The organism is Mycobacterium sp. (assembly GCF_029961025.1).
Classification (GTDB): domain Bacteria; phylum Actinomycetota; class Actinomycetes; order Mycobacteriales; family Mycobacteriaceae; genus Mycobacterium.
Genome location: NZ_JASBVP010000007.1, coordinates 514,190 through 533,375, shown reverse-complemented (window position 1 = coordinate 533,375; position 19,186 = coordinate 514,190). Strand labels below are relative to the sequence as shown.

Here is a 19,186-nt window from a genome sequence, read left to right as displayed (position 1 = left end):
CCTATGACACCATGGCCCAGATGCATCAGGCGTTTCGCAACATCGTGACCATGCTGCACGGGGTGCGTGACGGGCTGATCCGCGACGCCAACAACTACGAGGCCCAAGAGCAGGCCTCCCAGCACCTGCTGAGCAGCTAGCGCCGAAAGCACTGGCTGCGTAGGCTTTCTCACGTTAGGAGACCTTCAAGATGACGATCAATTACCAGTTCGCCGATGTGGACGCCCACGGGGCCACGATTCGCGCCCAGGCGATGGCGCTGGAGGCCGAGCATCAGGCCATCGTGCGCGATGTGCTTGCCGCCGGGGACTTTTGGGGTGGGGCGGGTTCGACGGCCTGCCAGCAGTTCATCACCGAGTTGGGCCGCAACTTCCAGGTGATCTACGAGCAGGCCAACGCCCACGGCGCCAAGGTGCAAACCGCCGGCTCCAACATGTTCGACACCGACTCCGCCGTCGGCTCCAGCTGGGCCTGATTTCGACCGCCCGACACAACCCTGGCCCGCCTACCCGGCCAGCGGTGACGGGGGAATCACGGTGGGCCGAACTCCCATCGGAAATCTCGCGGCGTCGGCCTCGCGCCCGGCCATGGCGAGCCATGGCATCCTGGGCACGCCGGGCCCGCCGGTCAGTATCGATGGGGTGGCGCCGTATCCGGTGCCTGGCAACGGCTCGGCGCCGGGCGGCATCGTTTCCGCGGGGAACCCGTCGGTCCAGCTCTGCGGTATGGACAACGTGCCCAGGGATAGGGCCTGGCCTAGGCTCGCCGACGTCCGGCCACCATCGAGGCCGTTCACGGCGACGAGGCCACCCTCACCGCCACCGCCGAGGTTTTCTACAAACCCAAAGCCACCCAACAGCCCTGAGCTTCCATTCCCACCCGACAGCGTCTGCGTACTCGTTAAATCCAGGCCCGCGCCGAAGAAATCCATGCCGAGGCCGCCGATGTCTGCAGCGACACCACCGGCATCCGCGCCCATCCCCGATCCCACACCGGCTGCCACGCCGGCCGGCGAACTGAGCAAGGACGACAACCCGGCCAGGCCGGAGGAAGCGGTGGTTCCCGCGTCGGCGCCGGAGACGGCGTCCCTGCCCGAGGCATTACCCAACGCCATCAGCGCGCTCACCGAAGGGTAAGCCGCCGACGAGGCAGCCGAGGTTCCGTTGCCAACAGCGGTTCCCGCGACTCCCGGCGCGGCCGATGTCGACTGCAAGGGCTGCGCAAGTCTCCGGAGCTCCTGGGGCACCGCCGAGATCGACGACGTCATCGTCTGGGTGTGCACGCCGGCCAGGGCCCCTGCCGCCGAGGTCACCGCGGTGGGCTGGCTCACCAGCCCCCCCGGCGTGGTGGTGGGAGCCGGTGGCGTGAACGGCCTCAGCGCGGTCGCCTGCGCCGAGGCTGCGGCATAGCCGTACATGGCGGCCGCGTCTTGGGCCCACATCTCGCCGTAGTGGGCTTCGGTGGCGGCGATCGCCGGGGTGTTCTGGCCGAAGAAGTTGGTGGCCACCAGGGCGGCCAGGTGGGCCCGGTTGGCCCCGATCACCGCCGGCGGCACCGTCATCGCAAACGCCGCATGATAGGCGCCGGCCGCGGCCCTGGCCTGGCCGGCCACCTGTTCGCACTGAGCCGCGGTGGCGGCTATCCAGGCCACATACGGGGCCACGGCGGACGCCATCGACGCCGACGCCGGACCCTGCCAGCCGTTGCCGGTCAGCCCCGAGATAACCGACCGGCAAGAGGCTGCCAGGCAGTACAGATCGCTCGCCAGACCGTCCCAGGCGGCCGCAGCGGTCAGCATCGGGGCCGACCCCGGACCGGCATACATCCTGGCAGAGTTGATCTCCGGAGGCAAAGCTCCGAAATCCATTGCCCTCCTTCCCTATTGATTTAGCGACATTGGTCTATCGAGGTATTGGCTGCTATTGGCCCGTTGCGTCAGCCGGTGGCGACGGCGTTGGCGGCCTCGGTGGCCGCATACCGGTCCGCACTGGCGACCAAGGTGGTGACGAGCAGGTCGTGAACCGCCGCGGCCTGGGCGGCGACCACGTGATACCTGCCGGCGTGGGCGGCGAACTGCGCTGCGGTCAACGCCGACACCTCGTCGGCGGCCGCCGGAACCACCCCGCCCGTAGGGGCGGCCGCGGCCGCATTGGCAGCGGCCATCGCCGATCCGACCGCGCGTAATCCACCCGCAGCCGCCAACAGCATCTCCGGATTAACGATGACATACGCTTTCACGAAAGACATTGTCTTGCATTACCTTTCAACAGGACTGCACTACGATTACTACCTGGTGCGCTCGCAAGACGGCGAGCCGGATTAGCCGGTGGCAACCTTCGGTTGATCTAGATCATGACGACAACACTAAAGCCACTCGTAAGCACGATGTTAGAGAAATGCTCACCTAACTGTTCAACCTTTTCTGGGCTAACTACTATGCCTCACAATAATTTTGACCACACAACCTATCAAGCGACGAGCTTGATACATAGAAAACCCATATCTGCCGGTGTGCACGGCACCGAATTCGGCGCAATCATTTGAGGATGCAATGAACTTCGTTACAATCGGGTGTGCGCTGGGGGAACGGCTCGGGAAGCGGAAGGAAATGACGTCGGGATATGCGAGTGATCAGCGGCCGCGCCAGGCGATCCTCGGGCAGCTGCCCCGGATCCGGCGGGCCGACGGATCACCCATTCGGGTGTTACTGGTCGATGACGAGCCAACACTGACCAACCTGGTCAAGATGGCACTGCACTATGAGGGCTGGGTGGTCGACGTCGCCCACAACGGGCGAGACGCGATCGCCAGATTCCAGGAGATCGGCCCCGATGTGCTCGTCCTCGACATCATGCTTCCCGACGTCGACGGGCTGCAGATTTTGCGGCAGGTCCGTGAGTCGGACGCTCACACGCCCACCCTGTTCCTCACCGCCCGGGATTCGGTGAAGGACCGAGTCACCGGCCTGACCGCCGGGGCAGACGACTACCTCACCAAGCCGTTCAGCTTGGAGGAGTTGGTGGCCAGACTGCGCGGACTGCTGCGCCGCTCCAGCCATCTGGCCGCACCGACCGATGAGGCTCTCCGCGTTGGCGAGCTCACCCTGGACACCGCCAGCCATGAAGTCCGCCGCGACGGCACGCCGATCCCGCTGTCGGTAACCGAGTTCGAGTTGCTGAGATTCCTCATGCACAATCCGCGCCGGGCACTGTCGCGCGCCGAGATCCTCGATCGGGTTTGGAATTACGACTTCGCGGGGCGCACCAGCATCGTCGATCTCTACATCTCCTATCTTCGCAAGAAGATCGACGCCGGCCGAGAACCGATGATCCACACGGTGCGCGGGGTCGGGTACATGCTGCGACCGCCGGAATGACCCGGGCACCGACCACCCGGTGGTGGCGTCCCCGCTCGTTGCGCCGCCAGTTGCTATTCGGCGTGTTGTCCGTCGTCAGTGTGGTATTGGCGGCCTTCGGCGTGATATCGGTATTAAGCCTGCAGCAGTACGTCACCGCGATGAACGACGCGGAAGTCTCCGAGTCGCTGGACGCCCTGAGCCACTCATACACCAGATACCGCGACGGCTCGTCGCCACGTGCCGGCGCCGGGAGCCTGGAACAGGCGATGCTGGGGTTCACCGGCCAAAATGAGGGAAATGTCATCGCGGTACTGCATGACGGCGTGGTGATCGGGTCGGTGGTCTTCGCCGAAGACGAGCCGCGGTCCGTGCCCGCAGATGTGGTGCGCGCCATCGAGGCACAGTCCTGGAAGGATGGACCCCCGCGCACCGAGCAGTTGGGCAACCTGGGCTCTTACCGGGTGAACAGCCGCGCCGCCGGTGGCGACCGTCTCGTAGTGGGGGTGTCGCTGAACCTCGCCAATCGCGAGGTGTTGCGCAGAACCATCACCGCGGCAGTGCTTTTCGTGACTGCATTGCTGGCCACGGCGGGACTCACGATATCGCTCGTGCGCTATGCCCTGCGCCCGCTGCGTCGGGTTGCCGCCAAGGCCGCGGAGGTCGCCGCCATGCCGCTCACCGACGACGATCAGCGGATCACGGTGCGGGTGCAGCCGGAGGACACCGATCCCGACAACGAAGTCGGAATCGTCGGGCGTACATTGAACCGGTTGCTGGACAACGTCGATAGCGCGCTGGCGCAGCGCGCCGAATCCGATCGGCGCATGCGGCAGTTCATCACCGACGTCAGCCATGAGCTGCGGACTCCGCTGGCGGCGATTCAGGGTTACGCCGAACTCACCCGCCAGGACAGTTCGGCGCTGCCACCGACCACCGAATACGCCCTCGCCCGTATCGAGTCGGAAGCTCGCCGGATGGCGTCGCTGGTCGACGAGCTGTTGTTGCTCTCCCGTCTTGGCGAAGGCGACGATCTGCAGACCGAAGACGTCGACTTAAACGACCTGGTCATCGACGCGGTGAATGACGCTGCCGTGGCCGCGCCCGCGCATCGCTGGGTCAAGAATTTGCCGGACGGGCCGGTGTGGGTCCGCGGCGATCGGGCACGGCTGCATCAGCTCGTCAGCAACCTGCTGTCCAATGCCGCGGTGCACAATCCCCCCGGAGTGACGGTGACGACGGGCATCACCCGCCGCGATGCCGAGGGGCCCTACGCCGAGCTGACGGTCGCCGATGACGGACCCGATATCGACCCCGCTCTCCTGCCGCATCTCTTTGAGCGGTTCGTGCGCACACACCACACCGGCTCCAACGGGTCGGGCAGCGGATTGGGCCTGGCCATCGTCGCGTCGATCGCCCGGGCACACCGGGGATCGGTCAGCGCCGAGTCCGCAGACGGCCGGACCGTCTTTTCGGTGCGTCTTCCGCTGATCGAACGGCCAGCCGCGAAACCGCGGCAGTCAGGCCGCACTCGTCAAACACCGCACGACACCGTCGCGGCCCGCCGCTCCGGGCGGGCCGCAAAGCCCGTAAAGAAAGCGTCAACGGAGAAGCGGCAGCGCGCCGGTGGGGCTTAACGTCGTTGACGTCCTCCCGCCGAGGGCAAGTTGCGTGTTGCCCGCATAGTGTTTGATGATCGACCTGATTTGCTTGTCGCGAACGGAGACGCTATGGCCGTGGTGGCCTACATCCTGCTGACAGTGGTGGTCTTCGCCCTGCTGGGCTGGGCGCAGAGGCTGGTCGAACGACTGTGAGCTACGACAACGCCGTGGGCCTGGCGCTGGCCACGCTCCTGGCGGTCTACCTGGCGGTGGCCCTGCTCTTTCCGGAACGGTTCTAGGTGAGTACCCCATCGGCGGGGATGGCGTTCCTCGCCCTGCTTGTGGTGGCGCTGGCGGTGGTGCATGTACCGCTGGGTGATTACATGTACCGCGTCTACACCTCGACGCGGGACTGGCGGGTCGAGCGGGTCATCTACCGCGTCATTGGAGCCGACCCCAAAGCCCAGCAGACGTGGGACGGTTACGCCCGTAGCGTGCTGGCGTTCTCGGCGGTCAGCATCTTGTTCCTCTTTTTCTTTGAACTGGTGCAGGGCAAGTTGCCGCTGCATCTGCATGAGCCGGCGACACCGATGACGCCGGCGCTGGCGTGGAACACCGCCGTCAGCTTCGTGACCAACACCAACTGGCAGGCGTATTCGGGAGAGTCGACACAGGGCCATCTGGTGCAGATGGCCGGTTTGGCGGTGCAAAACTTCGTCTCGGCCGCGAGCGGCATGGCGGTGGCGATGGCCCTGGTCCGCGGCTTTGCGCGGACGAAAACCACTGAGCTGGGCAACTTCTGGGTGGATCTGGTGCGCGGCACGCTGCGCATCCTGCTGCCGATGGCTGCCCTGGGCGCGGTGGTGTTGCTCACCGGGGGCGCCGTTCAGAATTTCCACCTCAACGACCAGGTGGTGACCACGCTGGGCGGCGCGCAGCAGACGATCACCGGCGGTCCGGTCGCCAGCCAAGAGGTCATCAAGGAACTCGGCACCAACGGCGGCGGCTTTTATAACGCCAACTCCGCCCATCCGTTCGAAAACCCGACCGCCTGGACGAACTGGGTGGAGATCTTCCTGCTGCTGGTGATCAGTTTCTCGCTGCCGCGCACCTTCGGTCGCATGGTGGGCAGCACAAAGCAGGGCTACGCGATCGTCGCGGTCATGGCAACACTCGCGACCATCAGTGTCGCCCTCATCGGCCTGTTTCAGCTGCAGCACCACGGCACGGCGCCCACGGCGGCCCGCGCGGCCCTGGAAGGGGTCGAGCAGCGCTTCGGGGTGGCCAACTCCGCGGTGTTCGCCGACGCCACCACCCTCACCTCCACCGGCGCGATCGACTCCCAGCATGACTCCTACACCGCCCTCGGAGGCATGATGACGATGTTCAACATGCAGCTGGGCGAGGTGGCGCCGGGCGGAGTGGGCTCGGGCCTCTACGGCATGCTCATTTTGGCGGTGATCACGGTATTCGTCGCCGGTCTGATGGTGGGCCGCACCCCGGAATACCTCAGCAAGAAGATCACGGCGCGCGAAATCAAGCTCGCGGCAAGCTATTTCCTTGTCACCCCCCTCATCGTGCTGCTCGGCACCGCAATCGCGATGGCGCTGGCGGGCGAGCGCGCGAGCATGCTCAACACCGGGCCGCACGGCCTCTCGGAGGTGCTGTACGCGTTCACCTCCGCCGCCAACAACAATGGCTCCGCGTTCGCGGGTCTCTCCGCCAACACCGTGTGGTACAACACCGCACTGGGGCTGGCGATGGTCTTCGGCCGGTTCTTGCCGATCATCCTGGTGCTCGCCCTGGCCGGCTCACTGGCCCGCCAGCGCATGACCCCGGCTTCGCTCGGCACCCTGCCCACCCACCGCCCGCAGTTCGTCGGAATGGTCGCCGGGGTGACGCTGATTCTTGTTGCCCTCACCTTCCTGCCCGCCCTGGCGCTTGGGCCCCTCGCCGAAGGAATCCACTAGAGATGCCGCTATCCACAGCCGATTCACCCGGGTCACTGCGGTCCGCTCACGCGCCGACCGGACGCGTTCAGGGCGGGCTGCTGGATCCGAAGATGCTGGGCAAGTCGCTGCCCGACGCGCTGCGAAAGCTCGATCCGCGCACCCTGTGGCGCAACCCGGTGATGTTCATCGTCGAGATCAGCGCGGTGTGGTCGACCGTGCTGGCGATCCGCAACTCGTCGTGGTTCGGCTGGCTGGTCGTGTTCTGGCTTTGGCTGACGGTACTTTTCGCCAACCTCGCCGAAGCGGTCGCCGAAGGGCGCGGAAAAGCGCAGGCCGCCACCCTGCGCCAGTCCAAGGCAGACACCATCGCCCACCGCCTACACAATTGGGTTCCCGGCGCCGAAGGCACCCGAGAGGACGTCCGGGCGCCGGAACTGCGGCAAGGCGACATCGTCGTCGTCGAGGCGGGTGAAATCATCCCCGGCGATGGGGATGTCGTGGAAGGCATTGCGTCGGTGAATGAATCGGCAATCACCGGCGAATCAGCTCCGGTGATCCGGGAGTCCGGCGGCGACCGCTCGGCGGTGACCGGCGGCACGACCGTGCTCTCGGACCGCATTGTGGTCAAAATCACCCAGAAGCCCGGCGAGAGCTTCATCGACCGGATGATCGCACTGGTCGAGGGCGCCAACCGGCAAAAGACCCCCAACGAAATCGCGCTGAACATCCTGCTCGCGGCGCTGACCATCATCTTCGTCTTCGCGGTCGCCACCTTGCAGCCGTTGGCGATCTACTCCAAGACGAACAACCCCGGGGTTCCCAACACCCAGGCGCTCAACAACAACGGCGTCACCGGGATTGTCTTGGTAGCGCTGCTGGTGTGCCTGATCCCCACCACCATCGGCGCGTTGCTGTCGGCGATCGGTATCGCCGGCATGGACCGGCTGGTTCAACGCAACGTGCTGGCCATGTCGGGCCGCGCGGTGGAGGCGGCCGGCGACGTCAACACCCTGCTGCTGGACAAAACCGGGACCATCACGCTCGGCAACCGGGAGGCATCGGACTTCATTCCGCTCAGCGGCATCACACCGGAGCAGTTCGCCGACGTCGCGCAGCTGTCCAGCCTCGCCGACGAAACCCCGGAGGGCCGTTCGATCGTCGTGTACGCCAAACAGGCCTACGGGCTGCGCGAGCGGACACCCGGCGAACTCGCCCGCGCCCACTGGGTGGAGTTCAGCGCGGCGACGCGGATGTCGGGCGTGGACCTGGACGGACGACAGTTACGTAAGGGCGCGGCCAGTTCGGTGGCCGACTGGATCCGCCGCCAGGGCGGCACCGTTCCCGCCATCCTTGGAGAGATCGTCGACGGCATCTCCGCTGCCGGCGGAACCCCGCTGGTGGTGGGCGAGGTCAGGCGGGATACCGATGGCGGTCAGGAGACAACGAAAGCCGAGGTGCTCGGCGTCATCCACCTCAAGGATGTGGTCAAGCGCGGCATGCGTCAGCGCTTCGACGAGATGCGGAAAATGGGCATCCGCACGGTCATGATCACCGGCGACAATCCGTTGACCGCCAAGGCGATCGCCGAGGAGGCCGGGGTCGACGACTTCCTCGCCGAGGCTACCCCCGAAGACAAGATGGCGCTGATCAAGCGGGAGCAGGAGGGCGGCCGGCTGGTCGCGATGACCGGTGACGGCACCAACGACGCACCGGCGCTGGCCCAGGCCGACGTCGGGGTGGCGATGAACACCGGAACCAGCGCGGCCAAAGAGGCCGGCAACATGGTCGACTTGGACTCCGACCCCACCAAGCTCATCGAGATCGTCGAAATCGGCAAGCAGCTGCTGATCACCCGCGGGGCGTTGACCACGTTTTCGATCGCCAACGACATCGCGAAATACTTCGCCATCATCCCGGCGATGTTCGTGGCACTGTTCCCCGGACTGGATCTGATCAACGTGATGCGGTTGCACAGCCCACAGTCGGCGATCCTTTCGGCGGTGATCTTCAACGCGATCATCATCGTGCTGCTGATCCCGCTGGCGCTGCGCGGCGTGCGCTACACCCCGAGCAGCGCGTCAAAGCTGTTGAGCCGCAATCTCTATATCTATGGCCTCGGCGGCATTATCGCCCCGTTCATCGGGATCAAACTGATCGACCTGGTGGTGCAACTCCTTCCCGGGATGTCCTGAGATGAAACTGTCCAACCTGGCTCGCCTGCATTGGGCGGCACTGCGCGCCCTGCTGGTGCTGACCGTGATCACCGGAATCGCCTATCCCCTGGTCGTCTGGGGAGTGGCCCAGTTGCCCGGGCTGCGCCACAAGGCGAACGGCTCGATCGTCACGGTCTCCGGAAAGCCCGTCGGCAGCGAGCTGATCGGCCAGCTGTTCACCGATAAGGACGGCAACCCGCTGCCGCAGTACTTCCAAAGCAGACCGTCGGCGGCTGGAGCCGGCTATGATCCTCTCGCCTCCGGCGGCAGCAATCTGGGCCCGGAAAGCATCGTCGACACGCCTGCCGACCCGGCCAAGCTGGCCGCGGGCGCGGACCCGGCCACCGCGGGCTTTAAACCCAGTCTGCTCACCCAGGTGTGCGCGCGCAGCGTCGCGGTCGCCCGGCTCGAGGGGGTTGACGGTTCGCGCCCGTTCTGCACCGGAAGCGGGGTCGGCGCGGTGTTGTCGGTGATCGGCCCCCGGGATTCGCGCGGCAACGTCGCTCATCCGACGCGGGTGATCAGCGTTAACGAGCCCTGCCGCAGGCAGCCGGGCGAAGCTCCCGGAGTGTTCCTGGCTCAATACCGGGGCGTGACCGTGGAATGCGCAGAGTACGGCCAGGACTATTCGATCGGCCAGATCGTGCCGATTCGGGGTACGGCGCCCGATCACCCGGCGGTACCCGCGGACGCCGTCACGGCCAGCGCCAGCGGCCTCGACCCCGACATCTCGCCGGCGTACGCCGATATCCAGGTGGCCCGGGTGGCTAAAGCGCGGGGAGTCAGCCCCGAGCAGGTGCGCTCCGTGGTGCGCAAGAACCAGCACGGTCCACTGCTCGGCTTTATCGGCCAAGCGCGGGTCAACGTGTTGCTGCTCAATATCGAGCTGGACCGTATATATCCGGTGAAGTCGGGGCAAGTTCGATAGATGATAGCCGTGTGAGCATCAACGAATCGGTTGCGCCCAGAGTAACCAGCCCCGACGAGCGGCCCGTGCCGGGACCGACCGGGCGGGATGAGCCGGTCACGCATGTGGCGCAACCGCACAAACGCGGCGAGCTGCGCATCTATCTCGGTGCGGCGCCGGGTGTCGGCAAGACCTACGCCATGCTCGGTGAGGCGCACCGCAGGCTGGAACGTGGCACCGACGTCGTCGCAGCCGTGGTAGAGACGCATGGCCGCAAGAAGATCGCCGAACTGCTCGAAGGCATCGAGATCATTCCGCCGCGCTACATCTGCTATCGCGGAACCCGGTTTCCCGAACTCGATGTCGAGGCGGTGCTGCGGCGCCGGCCGGAGGTGGTGCTGGTCGACGAATACGCGCATACCAATGTTCCGGGCAGCAAAAACGCCAAGCGGTGGCAGGACGTCGAAGAACTGCTCGACGCCGGAATCACCGTGATCTCGACCGTCAATATCCAGCACCTGGAGAGCCTCAACGATGTCGTTGCCCAGATCACCGGAATCGAGCAGCGGGAAACCGTGCCCGACGAAGTCGTTCGAAAAGCATCCCAGATCGAGCTGGTCGACATCACACCGGAAGCGTTGCGGCGCAGGCTCGCCCACGGCAACGTCTACCCCCCGGAGCGCATCGATGCGGCGCTGTCCAACTACTTTCGCCCCGGCAACCTGACCGCGCTACGGGAACTCGCGCTGCTCTGGCTTGCGGATCAGGTCGACGCGGCGCTGGCGAAATACCGCGCCGAGAAAAAGATCACCGACACCTGGGAAGCCCGCGAACGCGTGGTGGTCGCGGTGACCGGCGGCCCGGAATCGGAAACGTTGGTGCGCCGCGCCTCCCGCATCGCCTCGAAGTCGAGCGCGCAACTGATGGTGGTGCATGTCGTGCGCAGCGACGGGCTGTCGGGGGTGTCGGCGCCGCAGATGGGCAAGGTGCGCGAACTGGCCGCCAGCCTGGGTGCGACGGTGCACACCGTGGTCGGCGACGACGTGCCGACAGCGCTGCTGGACTTCGCCCGCGAGGCCAACGCCACCCAGCTGGTGCTGGGCACCTCCAGGCGGTCACGGTGGGCGCGGCTCTTCAGTGAGGGAATCGGCGAGGCGACCATCGAGCGCTCGGGGAAGATCGACGTGCACCTGGTCACCCACGAGCAGGCCAGCCACGGGTTGTCCCTGCCGCCGATCTCGCCGCGTGCCCGCCACATCGCGTCGTGGCTGGCCGCGATCCTGGTGCCGTCGGCCATCCTCGGGATCACCATGGCCTGGTTCGATCGGGTGCTGGACGTCGGCGGGAAGACCGCCCTCTTCTTCCTTGGGGTGATCGCCGTTGCGCTGTTCGGTGGCATGGCACCGGCAATATTGGCGGGGCTGTTGTCCGGGGCGCTGTTGGATTACTTCCTGACCGAGCCCCGGTACAGCTTCGCCATCGCCAGCCCGAGCCACCTCGTCATGGAAGTGGTTCTGCTGGGGGTCGCGATAGCGATCGCCGCGCTGGTGGACTCCGCGGCCCGGCGCGCCCGGGACGCCGGGCGCGCGGCTCAGGAGGCCGAGCTGTTAGCCCTCTTCGCCGGATCGGTGCTGCGCGGTGCCGATCTCAACACCTTGCTGGAGCGAGTTCGCGAGACCTATTCCCAGCGCGCGGTGAGCCTCGTGCGGAAGGTTGACGGCCAACCGCAGATCATCGCCTGCGTGGGCAAGGACCCCTGCGTGACGGTCGATTCGGCCGATACCGCCGTGGAGGTGGGTGACGAGGAGTTCTGGATGCTGCTGTCCGGGCGCACCCTGACCGGCCGCGACCGCAGGGTGCTGTCGGCCGTGGCAACGCAGGCGGCCGGGCTGGTCAAACAGCGTGAACTCGCCGAAGAGGTCAGCAAAGCCCAATCCCTCGCTCAGGCCGACGAGTTGCGCCGCCTGTTGCTCTCGGCGCTCGGCCACGATCTGCGGACCCCGCTGGCGGCGGCCAAGGCGGCGGTATCCAGCCTGCGTGCCGAAGACGTCAGCTTCTCGCCCGAGGACACCGCCGAACTGCTTGCCACCATCGAAGAGTCGATCGACCAGCTGACCGCCCTGGTCGCCAACCTGCTCGACTCGTCGCGGCTGGCTGCGGGCGTGGTCCGCCCCAAGCTCTCCCCGGTGTATCTCGAAGAGGTCGTCCAGCGGGCGCTGGTCGGCCTCGGAAAGCGTAGCGCGGTGTTCGGGCGGGAGAGCCTCGATCGGGTCAAAGTCGAGGTCGGCGGCACGGTCGCGATGGCCGACGCCGGCCTGCTGGAACGGGTGCTGGCAAACCTCATCGACAACGCGCTGCGGTACGCCCCCGGTAGCCTGGTGTGGGTCAAGGCGGGTCAGGCCGGTAAGCGGGTGCTGATCAACGTCGTTGACGAGGGACCGGGCGTCGCCAAAGGTGCCGCCGAGCGGATGTTCGAACCGTTCCAGCGCCTCGGTGACCGCGACAACACCACCGGACTGGGCCTCGGGCTGTCGGTGGCCAAGGGCTTCGTCGAGGCGATGGACGGCACCATCCGGGCGGCCGACACCCCCGGCGGTGGGCTCACCGTCGAAGTCGACCTGGCGGCGCCGCCACCGGAACCGGTGGCGACAACGCCCCCCGCCGGCGACGATGCGGGCGCAGCGATGAGGAGGAGCGGCGCCAAATGACCCCCGCCGGCGGAAGGAGCGGCGATGACCCGCGTGCTGGTGATCGATGACGACCGCCAGCTTTTGCGGGCGCTGCGGATCAACCTTTCGGTGCGTGGCTACGAAGTGGTCACCGCCGCAACCGGATCGGGTGGCCTTCGAGCCGCTGCCGAGCAACACCCCGATGCGGTGATCCTGGATCTGGGGTTGCCCGACATCTCCGGCATCGCGGTACTCACCGGGCTGCGCGGTTGGATGACGGCTCCAGTGATCGTGCTGTCGGCACGCACCGATTCCGCGGACAAGGTGGAAGCCCTCGACACCGGTGCCGACGACTACATAACCAAGCCGTTCGGCATGGACGAACTGCTGGCACGACTGCGAGCCGCGGTCCGACGCGCGACCACCGCCAGCGACGCCGACGAACCGGTGGTGGAAACCAAGTCGTTCACCGTCGACCTGTCGGCGAAAAAGGTCATCAAGAACGGTCAGGAGGTTCACCTGACACCCACGGAGTGGGGCATGCTGGAGATGCTGGTGCGCAACCGGGGCAAGCTGGTCGGGCGCGAGGAGCTGCTCAAAGAAGTGTGGGGACCCAAATATGCGAAGGAAACCCACTATTTGCGCGTCTACCTCGCGCAGTTGCGGCGCAAACTCGAGGACGATCCGTCGCATCCGAACCATCTGCTGACCGAGGCGGGCATGGGCTATCGCTTCCAAGCATGATCGCTAGCCCGATTACCGGGCCCGGCCCGGGTGGTGTCCGGAAAAACTCCTGTAGAAGAATAACTTTGCCGCTATGGTTATGGATCGCTTGCCAACCGCATCGGCAGCGTTCTCGTCAGCAATAAACCGGGTTTATTCCGCGGAGCATCCCTTGCGGGTGTTACGGTAGACCATCATCGTTCGCGCCGTTTTGAGGTCCGCGGCTTTCCAGTGGCGCGATGCGGGCCGGTATGGGCCGATCGCCCTATAGTACGAGTGAACGTCAATGTCAGCAGAAGCGGGTGTTCATGCGGGACAAGATAAAGCCTCGGCCTGGTGCACAAAGTTGCGCATTTTCGGCCGATTGCTTGCCGGCGGAACGTCGGAGGGCAGATCGACTCGGCACAGCGATGACGGTAACGGCAAAGCGCGAAACCACCCCCTCGAAATGTCGGGTTGTTTGGCCGCGGCCCCGCTTGCCTGGGTAAGTGGACGCGACCATGCAGAATCACATCATCGTCAGTGGTGACGACGCGCTGGCGAAAACGGTCATCGAGGAGTTGAACAACGTCGGCGCCAGCATTGTCAGGCTCGCCGACAGCGAGACAGCCGATACCGAAACCAATCTCGCCCGCGCCGGGATCACGCGCGCGGCGGCCATCGTCTGTACCGGGGATGACGATGCGATAAATCTCGAAATCGCCCTGCTGGCGAGGAAAGCCAATCCGGAGGTACGGGTGGTGGCGCGGCTGGCCAACGACGTGTTGCGCGCAGCGGTGGCGGCCGACAACGGACCGGGTGCGATCCTCGATGTCGCCGAGCTCGCGGCGCCGGCGGTCGTCGAGGCGTGCCTGGCGTACCCCACCCACCCATTCCAGGCGGCCGGCATCGATTTCGTGGTCTGGGGCTCGACGGCACCGCGGGATGCGACGCTTCGGGAGATCTTTGGCAACCTCGCCCCGGTAGCGGTCATCCGGGGTGATAACTCCCCAGCGTCCGGGGAGATAGTGGCCTGCCCGGGCCGGGATCTGCGGGTGCACGCCGGTGACTGGACGGTGATGGTCGGCACCGCCGACGAGCTGACGGCGCACGGTGTCAAGATCCCGCAGCCGACCGGAACGCGCGCACACCGGTCCCGGCCACGGCGAATACTCGACGCGGTACGCATCCTGCGCGACGAACTCAACCCGATGTTCTACCCGACGATGGCCGCCGTGCTCACGCTACTGGCCGGCTCAACGATCTTGTTGCGCTTCACCTACCAACGCCCCCCGGGGATGACGTGGGTCGACGCGTTGTACTTCAGCACCGAGACGATCACCACGACGGGCTACGGCGACTACAGCTTTCTGCACCAGCCGACCTGGCTGCGGCTATTCGCGGCGATGATGATGTTCGCCGGGGTGACCACCACCGCTCTTCTGGTGGCGTTCATCGCCGACCTGCTGCTCTCGCGCCGCTTCCTGCGGTCGGCCGGACGCCGCCGCGTGCACCACCTGCGTAACCACATCATCGTGGTGGGATTGAGTGCGCTCGGCATGCGCGTCGTCACCGATCTGACCACCGCCGGATACGACGTGGCGGTGATCGAACGGGACGAGAACAACCGATTCCTGGAGTCGTTGGCCGAGCTCGACGTGCCGGTCATCTTCGGGGACGCGACGCTGGACTCGACGCTGGAAGCGGCCCGCGTCGACCGCGCCCGGGCGGTAGCGGTGCTGACTCGTGATGACATGATCAACATCGAGACCGGGATCGTGCTGCTCGAGATGCTGGTGCCAGGGGCGATGCACAAAATCGAGCGCACGGACGTTCCGCTGGTGCTGCGCGTCTACGATCGCGCACTGGGCTTCGCCGTAGCGCAACGGTTCGGCTTCGAGAACGTCCGGTCGACCGTCGAGCTGGCCGCGCCGTGGTTCATCGGCGCGGCGATGGGTTTGCAGGTGTTGGGGACGTTTTCGGTCGGGCAGCGCTCGTTTATGGTCGGCGCGATGCACGTGGCCGCCGGCAGTGAACTCGATGGGCTGCGGATGTTCGAATTGTCCACCCAAACCCGGGTCATCGCGATCACCCGCGCGGACGCGCCGGTCACGCTGCACCCGGGCCGCGAGGCGGTGCTTAGAGCCGGCGACACCGTCTACCTCGTCGGCCCGTATCGGGAGCTGCTGGACACGCTGCGCAAGGGCCAGCCGCCCGCACAACCCTCCGCCGGCGATCAGCACCACGAGCTCAGCGTCAGCCGCCAAGCAAAGACCGGGTGAACACGCACCGGACACACCCGCCCGACCTGCCGAATCACCTGGCGGCGGCCATGGAGAATAATAGACGGAAATCCGCCCACCCCGGGAAATATGGACCGATGACACCGCCGCCGTTAGGAATCCATATGAATTCGTGCGGATTGCGTCAACAAGTCATCATGCTATCGTCCGCGGGCAAAACAGTTTGGTATCCAGTGTTATCGCGATCTAACCTCACGACCCAGGTGATCGCCAAAAGTCATTGACGGGAGGGACGCTTATATGTCTTACGTGACTATTCAGCCGGAAATGTTGACCGCGGCGGCGGGCAACTTGCAGGGAATCGGCGCCGCGATGAGTGCCGCAAATGCGGCGGCGGCGGTGCCCACGACCGGGGTTATTCCGGCAGCCGCCGACGAGGTGTCGGCGCTGACCGCCGCGCAGTTCGCGGCGCATGCACAAATGTATCAGGCGGTCAGCGCTCAGGCCGCGGCCATTCACGAGATGTTCGTGAGCACCTTGCAGACCAGTGCCGGTTCGTATGCGGTGACTGAGGCGGCAAATGCCATAGCTGCCACTTAGGATACTGTGGCGCAATGGATTTCGCGATGTTACCGCCGGAGATTAACTCGGGGCGGATGTATGCCGGTCCAGGATCCGGGCCGATGCTGGCCGCCGCGGCGGCCTGGGACGAGCTGGCCGCCGAGTTACACTCGGCGGCCAGCTCGTATCAAGCGGTGATCGCGGAGCTGATCGCCGGACCCTGGCTGGGCCCGTCGTCGGCGGCGATGGCCGCCGCGGTCGCCCCCTACGTGGCCTGGCTGCACAGCACCGCCGCGCAGGCCGAGCAGACAGCCGCCCACGCCAGGGAGGCCGCGGCCGCCTACCAGGAGGCGTTGGCGTCAACCGTCCCGCCCCAGGTGGTCGCCGCCAACCGCGGCCTTTTGGCAAGGCTGACGGCGAAGAATCTGTTCGGGCAATACACCGCGGCGATCGCGGCCATCGAAGCCCAGTACGCCGAGATGTGGGCCCAAGACGCCGCGGCGATGTACGGCTACGCCCGTTCCTCGGCATCCGCGACAACGCTGACACCGTTCACCCCGCCCCGGCGCAACACCGATCCCGCCGCATCGGCCACTCAGGCCGCCGCGGTCGAAAAAGTCACCGGTACCTCGCCCGGTAATGCGCAACACACCATCTCATCGGTGGCGCAGGCGTTTTCGGCCGCACCCAACGCCCTGCAAAGGCTTGCCACCGGGGCACCGGCGGTCGCGGCCGACCCCCCGGCCACGCTGTCGACGCTGTCGAATCTGATCGCTATCTTCCTCGACGCGCCGGCCGCGCTGGCCGGAATTTTTATCGACGCGCCGCTGGCCCCCATAGGGGTTGTCTCCCTTCCCTACGACATTGTCGGTGCACTGACCGGTTTGCACACGGATGAGATCGTCAGCGCCGAAGCGGGAGTACCGCCCTGGCCGGCGGCGTTCACGGAACCAACACCCCCAACCCCGTCTCCGCTGGTTACCGGCCTCGGCTCACCGGTGTCCGCAGGTCTAGGGCAAGCCCACACGGTTGGAACATTGTCGGTGCCACCAACGTGGACCATTGCAACACCGGCAGTCCGCCCCGTCGCGGTGACCCTGCCGATGCTGCCGGCCGCTAGCATCCCCGCCGCCGGCGCAGAGACGTTTGAACTCGGCTCGGGGAGCACGTTCGGCGAAATGGCACTGGCCGCTATGACCGGACGAGCCATGGCCGGCGCACTGGATGCCGACGGTGGCCGGCACGGCAATAAGACGGCCAGCAAACGTATGCTGGCCCGCACCAGCGGTGCGGCGACCACTTTGGACGGTGCGGCAGCACACGAAGAGGGTGAAGCCTCGCCGAGCACGCCCAGAACCGTGGTGACGGGGGTCGCGGCTGAGCTACGCGAATTCGCCAAGCTGCGTGACGAGGGAATCCTGACCGACGAGGAGTTCACCGAACAGAAGAACCGTCTGCTCGGACGCTGAATCCCACACCGCCCTTCACCTTTGCCAGGCACGCCGGTCTTCTGGAGCGAGGGACACGCAGTAATGGATTTCGGGATGTACCCACCGGAAGTCAACTCGGGTCGAATGTACACCGGCCCGGGATCAGGACCGATGCTGGCCGCTGCGGCGGCCTGGGACGGGCTGGCTTACGAACTGCAAGCGGCGGCCAACTCGTATCGGGAGGTCATCGCAGGACTGACCACTGGGTCCTGGGGGGGGGCGTCCGCGGTCTCGATGGCGGCTGCAGCCGCCCCCTATGCGGCGTGGATGAGCGCCACCGCCGCGCAGGCGGAGGAGACGGCGATCCAGGCGAGGGCAGCGGCCGCCGCCTACGAGGTGGCGTTTGCATCGACCGTGCCGCCGCCGGTGATCGCCACCAACCGCAGCCAGCTGATGGCCCTGGTAGCGACGAACTTTTTCGGGCAGAACACGCCCGCGATCGCAATCACCGAGGCCCAGTACGCGGAGATGTGGGCCCAAGACGCCGCAGCTATGTACGGATACGCAAGCTCCTCGGCGTCGGCGACAACGCTGACGCCGTTCACCCCACCTGGCCCCATCACCAACCCCGCAGGGCTGACCGGCCAAGCCGTCGCTGTCGGTCAAGCCGTCGGCACTCCTGCAGGCAACGCGCAAAGCACCGTCTCGACTGTTCCGCAAGCGTTTTCCGCGGTGCCCAACGCACTGCAGAGCCTCGCTACGGTGGCACCGACTTCCGCCACAGACCCATCGGGATCGCTGACCACGCTGGCGAATCTTGAATCGATTTTCCTCGGTGCACCGGGCGACCTGGCAGCCATCGGCACCGCACCGCCAGCGGTCTTGTCAGGGCCGGTGGATCTTCCTTATGGCATAGTTGGTGCACTGACCGGATTTCACACCGATGACGTCGTCAGCGCGAAGGCGGGGGTAGAGCCCTGGCCGGGGACGGGGCCGATGTCCCCAACAGAACTGCCAGCGACCGTTGGGAACTCGGGTTCGTCTGTGGCGACGGTGCTGCCCACCTCCGCATCAGTGAGTTTGGGCCAGGCGAACATGGTCGGGCCGCTGTCCGTGCCACCGACATGGACTGTCGCGGAACCAGATCCCCGCTCCATCGCATTGACGGCTGCCAGCCCCGGGATTACCCGGGGGGTACCGCTGGAACTCGACTCCAAGAACGCGTTCAGCCAGATGGCACTGGCCAGTATTGCCGGGGGTCCTCCTCCAGGCCGGGCACTGGGCACCGCGGACACCGAGGCCGTCGCGGGCAAACCTGCAGCGGCTCGCCCTCGGCGGGCGATGACCACCGGTGACAGTGCGCCGCCTTCTGGCAGCGGTAAGGGGTCGCAAAACACGCCCCGCATTGTGGTAACGGGAATCGCGGCGAGGATACGTGAGCTCGCCGAGCTCCGCGACTGCGGAATCCTCACCAACGAGGAATTCGTCGAACAAAAAAATCGCCTGCTTGGCCACTAAAACTAAATCCCGACGTTGCGGTGACTCCCGGGCGA

The 19,186-nt window shown here is 66.1% G+C and carries 15 protein-coding genes and 2 pseudogenes; 15 read left to right on the top strand and 2 right to left on the bottom strand.

The annotated features are described in order from the left end of the window. Together QJR12_RS12175 and QJR12_RS12170 are read left to right on the top strand one after the other, a co-directional pair. Nucleotides 1–140, top strand: a pseudogene (locus QJR12_RS12175) (WXG100 family type VII secretion target); the annotation flags it as partial. A 50-nt stretch (nucleotides 141–190) separates the two neighbouring features. Continuing rightward, the gene (locus QJR12_RS12170; protein ID WP_300582395.1) at nucleotides 191–475 is read left to right on the top strand and encodes a WXG100 family type VII secretion target; all 285 of its coding nucleotides are present in this window, start codon (nucleotides 191–193) and stop codon (nucleotides 473–475) included. Nucleotides 476–505: 30 nt separating this feature from the next. Here QJR12_RS12170 and QJR12_RS12165 read toward each other — a convergent pair whose 3' ends face one another. Together QJR12_RS12165 and QJR12_RS12160 are read right to left on the bottom strand one after the other, a co-directional pair. Further along, nucleotides 506–1,867 carry a PPE family protein gene (locus QJR12_RS12165; RefSeq protein WP_300582393.1) on the bottom strand — a complete coding sequence of 454 codons (1,362 nt, stop codon included), beginning with the start codon at nucleotides 1,865–1,867 and terminating at the stop codon, nucleotides 506–508. Nucleotides 1,868–1,935: 68 nt separating this feature from the next. Then, entirely contained in the window at nucleotides 1,936–2,247 is a 312-nt protein-coding gene (locus QJR12_RS12160; RefSeq protein WP_300582390.1) for a PE family protein, read from the bottom strand. A 361-nt stretch (nucleotides 2,248–2,608) separates the two neighbouring features. On the opposite strand from QJR12_RS12160, the gene QJR12_RS12155 reads away from it, so the two are divergent. From QJR12_RS12155 to QJR12_RS12095, 13 genes and pseudogenes are all read left to right on the top strand, one after another. Further along, nucleotides 2,609–3,376 carry a response regulator transcription factor gene (locus QJR12_RS12155; protein WP_300582495.1) on the top strand — a complete coding sequence of 256 codons (768 nt, stop codon included), beginning with the start codon at nucleotides 2,609–2,611 and terminating at the stop codon, nucleotides 3,374–3,376. Further along, a pseudogene (locus QJR12_RS12150) lies at nucleotides 3,373–4,854 on the top strand (HAMP domain-containing sensor histidine kinase); the annotation flags it as partial. The gene QJR12_RS12155 and the pseudogene QJR12_RS12150, both read left to right, overlap by 4 nt. Before the next feature lie 207 nt (nucleotides 4,855–5,061). Continuing rightward, nucleotides 5,062–5,169: a potassium ABC transporter ATPase gene (locus QJR12_RS12145; RefSeq protein ID WP_300582387.1), complete on the top strand. Its 108-nt coding sequence runs from the start codon at nucleotides 5,062–5,064 to the stop codon at nucleotides 5,167–5,169. After that, nucleotides 5,166–5,255, top strand: a complete 90-nt coding sequence (gene kdpF, locus QJR12_RS12140) for a K(+)-transporting ATPase subunit F (protein ID WP_300582385.1) — start codon at nucleotides 5,166–5,168, stop codon at nucleotides 5,253–5,255. The genes QJR12_RS12145 and kdpF overlap by 4 nt, the downstream gene beginning before the upstream one ends. After that, nucleotides 5,256–6,926 (top strand): potassium-transporting ATPase subunit KdpA, encoded by a 1,671-nt coding sequence (gene kdpA / locus QJR12_RS12135; protein ID WP_300582382.1) that lies wholly within the window; start codon nucleotides 5,256–5,258, stop codon nucleotides 6,924–6,926. It begins immediately after the preceding gene. Between the two features lie 2 nt (nucleotides 6,927–6,928). Then, entirely contained in the window at nucleotides 6,929–9,100 is a 2,172-nt protein-coding gene (kdpB, locus tag QJR12_RS12130; protein ID WP_300582380.1) for a potassium-transporting ATPase subunit KdpB, read from the top strand. A 1-nt stretch (nucleotide 9,101) separates the two neighbouring features. Beyond that, nucleotides 9,102–10,049 carry a potassium-transporting ATPase subunit C gene (locus QJR12_RS12125; protein WP_300582377.1) on the top strand — a complete coding sequence of 316 codons (948 nt, stop codon included), beginning with the start codon at nucleotides 9,102–9,104 and terminating at the stop codon, nucleotides 10,047–10,049. 65 nt (nucleotides 10,050–10,114) lie between these two features. Further along, a complete protein-coding gene (locus tag QJR12_RS12120; RefSeq protein ID WP_300582493.1) occupies nucleotides 10,115–12,736 on the top strand; it encodes a sensor histidine kinase KdpD in 2,622 nt (873 codons plus the stop codon). Between the two features lie 24 nt (nucleotides 12,737–12,760). Next, the gene (locus QJR12_RS12115) at nucleotides 12,761–13,441 is read left to right on the top strand and encodes a response regulator (protein ID WP_300582374.1); all 681 of its coding nucleotides are present in this window, start codon (nucleotides 12,761–12,763) and stop codon (nucleotides 13,439–13,441) included. A 479-nt stretch (nucleotides 13,442–13,920) separates the two neighbouring features. Continuing rightward, on the top strand, nucleotides 13,921–15,681 hold the full coding sequence (locus QJR12_RS12110) for an NAD-binding protein (RefSeq protein WP_300582372.1): 1,761 nt from the start codon (nucleotides 13,921–13,923) through the stop codon (nucleotides 15,679–15,681). 261 nt (nucleotides 15,682–15,942) lie between these two features. Beyond that, nucleotides 15,943–16,242, top strand: a complete 300-nt coding sequence (locus tag QJR12_RS12105; RefSeq protein ID WP_300582369.1) for a PE family protein — start codon at nucleotides 15,943–15,945, stop codon at nucleotides 16,240–16,242. Between the two features lie 14 nt (nucleotides 16,243–16,256). Further along, nucleotides 16,257–17,672, top strand: a complete 1,416-nt coding sequence (locus tag QJR12_RS12100) for a PPE domain-containing protein (protein WP_300582366.1) — start codon at nucleotides 16,257–16,259, stop codon at nucleotides 17,670–17,672. Between the two features lie 63 nt (nucleotides 17,673–17,735). Next, nucleotides 17,736–19,151, top strand: coding sequence for a PPE domain-containing protein (locus tag QJR12_RS12095; protein WP_300582364.1), 1,416 nt, complete (start codon nucleotides 17,736–17,738; stop codon nucleotides 19,149–19,151). Nucleotides 19,152–19,186 lie beyond the last annotated feature (35 nt).

What these genes read in the sequence shown, in the direction of transcription:
- QJR12_RS12170 (WP_300582395.1), top strand. Translation starts at nt 191, where the DNA reads ATGACGATCAATTACCAGTTCGCCGATGTGGACGCCCACGGGGCCACG.
- QJR12_RS12165 (WP_300582393.1), bottom strand. Translation starts at nt 1,867, where the DNA reads ATGGATTTCGGAGCTTTGCCTCCGGAGATCAACTCTGCCAGGATGTAT.
- QJR12_RS12160 (WP_300582390.1), bottom strand. Translation starts at nt 2,247, where the DNA reads ATGTCTTTCGTGAAAGCGTATGTCATCGTTAATCCGGAGATGCTGTTG.
- QJR12_RS12155 (WP_300582495.1), top strand. Translation starts at nt 2,609, where the DNA reads ATGACGTCGGGATATGCGAGTGATCAGCGGCCGCGCCAGGCGATCCTC.
- kdpB (WP_300582380.1), top strand. Translation starts at nt 6,929, where the DNA reads ATGCCGCTATCCACAGCCGATTCACCCGGGTCACTGCGGTCCGCTCAC.
- QJR12_RS12125 (WP_300582377.1), top strand. Translation starts at nt 9,102, where the DNA reads ATGAAACTGTCCAACCTGGCTCGCCTGCATTGGGCGGCACTGCGCGCC.
- QJR12_RS12115 (WP_300582374.1), top strand. Translation starts at nt 12,761, where the DNA reads ATGACCCGCGTGCTGGTGATCGATGACGACCGCCAGCTTTTGCGGGCG.
- QJR12_RS12110 (WP_300582372.1), top strand. Translation starts at nt 13,921, where the DNA reads ATGCAGAATCACATCATCGTCAGTGGTGACGACGCGCTGGCGAAAACG.
- QJR12_RS12105 (WP_300582369.1), top strand. Translation starts at nt 15,943, where the DNA reads ATGTCTTACGTGACTATTCAGCCGGAAATGTTGACCGCGGCGGCGGGC.
- QJR12_RS12100 (WP_300582366.1), top strand. Translation starts at nt 16,257, where the DNA reads ATGGATTTCGCGATGTTACCGCCGGAGATTAACTCGGGGCGGATGTAT.
- QJR12_RS12095 (WP_300582364.1), top strand. Translation starts at nt 17,736, where the DNA reads ATGGATTTCGGGATGTACCCACCGGAAGTCAACTCGGGTCGAATGTAC.